The 2,325-nt window shown below is 67.1% G+C and carries 1 protein-coding gene; it reads right to left on the bottom strand.

The window, feature by feature from the left end; translation table 11 throughout:
* Positions 1–103: 103 nt before the first annotated feature.
* A partial coding sequence (locus HMPREF9440_RS05705) for a heavy metal translocating P-type ATPase (RefSeq protein ID WP_008542352.1) occupies positions 104–2,325 on the bottom strand: 2,222 nt, incomplete at its 5' end.

Raw genomic sequence — 2,325 nt, 5'->3', positions numbered from 1 at the left:
GACGATTCGACGGAGCTTTCGGAAGGGTTCCAGAAGAGTTCAGAAAAGCTCGACAACCCCTCCATTCAGACCGTCTCTGACGCCTTATTAGGGAAAGTCCCAATCAGTGCGTTTTGAGCTTCTCGTTCGCGCGCAGCATCCGCATGCCGTTCGCGACGACGATGAGGCAGGTGCCTACGTCCGCGAAGACGGCCATCCACATCGTCGCCATGCCAGCGAAGGTCGCGACGGCGAAGAGGAACTTGACGCCCAAGGCGAAGACGATGTTCTGGAGGAGCACGCCGTGCGTCATGCGGGAGAGCCGCACGAGGGTCGCGATCGAGCTCACGCGGTCGTCCATCACGACGACGTGGGCGGCTTCGACGGCGCTCTCCGTCCCGCGCACGCCCATCGCGATCCCGATGTCGGACTGCGCGAGCGCCGGGGCATCGTTGATGCCGTCGCCGACCATGGCGGTCAGCCCCGTCTTCTGCATGTCGGCGATGGCGGCGAGCTTTTCGTCGGGGAGAAGCCCCGCACGGATGTGCGTGAGGCCCAGTTCGTCCCCCAAGGCCTTCGCGGCTTCGGGCGTGTCGCCGGTCAAAAGGGTGGGTTCCAACCCCACGGCTTCGAGCGCGGCGATCCCTTCCTTGGCGTCGGGCTTCAACGTATCGCGGAAGCCGAAGACCGTCACGACGCCGAAGCGGTCGGTCAAGGCCGTCGCGGACATGCCTTCGCGCATGATCTCCGCGAAGATCGCTTCGACGGTTTCGTCGGCGAGACCCGCCTCACGGAGCCACCGGAGGTTGACGAGCCGCGCGAAGCCGCGGCCGACGCGGCCTTCGGTCCCCGCACCCGGAATCGCCTTGAAGGCTTCGACCTCGAAGGGTTCGAGCCCCTTCGATTCGGCGTACTGGGCGAGCGCCTTCGAGAGCGGGTGGCTCGACATCGCGGCGAGGCTCCCCGCGATTTCAAGCGCCCGGGTTTCGTCCGCCCCGTTCATGGTCCTGACGAGCGCGACGTGGGGTTCGCCCTTCGTGAGGGTTCCCGTCTTGTCGAGGCCCACGAAGCGGAGCTTCCTCGCTTCTTCAAGGTAGAGCCCGCCCTTGATGAGCAGACCCGCGCGGGTGGCGGAGGCCAAGGCCGAGACGATCGTGACGGGGGTGGAAATCACGAGCGCGCACGGGCAGGCGATGACGAGAAGGCAGAGCCCCTTGTAGAGCCAGCCCATGAAGTCGCCGAGGAAAATCGGCGGGATGACCGCCGTCGCCGCGGCGACGACGAAGACGATCGGCGTGTAGACCGCGGCGAAGCGGTCGACGAAGCGCTGGACGGGCGACTTCGACGCTTCGGCGTTTTCGACCGCATCGATGATGCGGGCGGTGAGCGACTCGGAGGCGGCCGCCGTGACGCGCACCTCGATCGTGGCGGTGAGGTTCACCGTGCCGGCCCAGACGACGCCGCCCGGACCTTTTTCGGCGGGGAGGCCCTCGCCGGTGATGGCGGCCTGGTCGAGCGTCGTCTCACCCTTTTCGATGACGCCGTCCAGAGGGATGCGTTCACCGGGCGAAACGCGCACGCGTGCGCCGGGCATGACTTCCTCAACGGGCGTCGGCGTGACGGCGCCCGCGCCGTCCAACACGAACGCGCGCTCGGGCGTGACGCTCATCAGGTCGCGGATGGAGCGGCGGGCCCTCGCCATCGCGAGCTGCTCGATCGCTTCGGAAATCTCAAAGAGCACCATCACCATCGCGGCTTCGGGCCAAGCGCCGATGAGGACGGCGCCCACGACCGCCACCGACATGAGAGCGTTCATGTTGAGGGTGCCGTGAAGGATCGAATTGATGCCGGTCCTGAAGGTGCCGATGCCGGTGAGAAGAATCGCGGCCAACGCGAGGACGAGCGTGATCCCGGAGACCCAGGCCTCCGGCAGGGGAAGCATGTCCGGCGAATATTCGTGCACGAGCTCGACGGCTTCGGAGAGGAAGGCGAGGACGAGCGCCGTGCCGTAGCGGGTCCAGTCGACCTTCACTTCGGCCACTTCCCGGCGCTTCGCGGTGACGGGAATCGCGTGGTAGCCGAGGCGCTCGACCGCGGCGCGGGCGCGCGCAAGCGTCGCTTCGTCGGCCGAGAGCGTCATCGTGCGGTTCATGATGTTGAGGGCGGCGCCCGTGATCCCGTCTTTGGCGAGCTCGCGCTCGATTTCGCCGGCTTCCACCGGGCAGTCCATTTCAGGAATCGAGAAGACCGTGCGGGCGGCGGGCCCTTCGGGGACGACTTCCGCCGTGAGGCCCCGGTCGGTCAGAAGCTTCGCGAGCGCGGCGCCGTCCAAAGTTGCGTCGCCCG

Origin of the sequence: Sutterella parvirubra YIT 11816 (assembly GCF_000250875.1) — a bacterium.
In the GTDB taxonomy this organism is placed as follows: Bacteria; Pseudomonadota; Gammaproteobacteria; order Burkholderiales; family Burkholderiaceae_F; genus Sutterella; species Sutterella parvirubra.
This window is presented reverse-complemented; position numbering and strand designations above follow the sequence as displayed.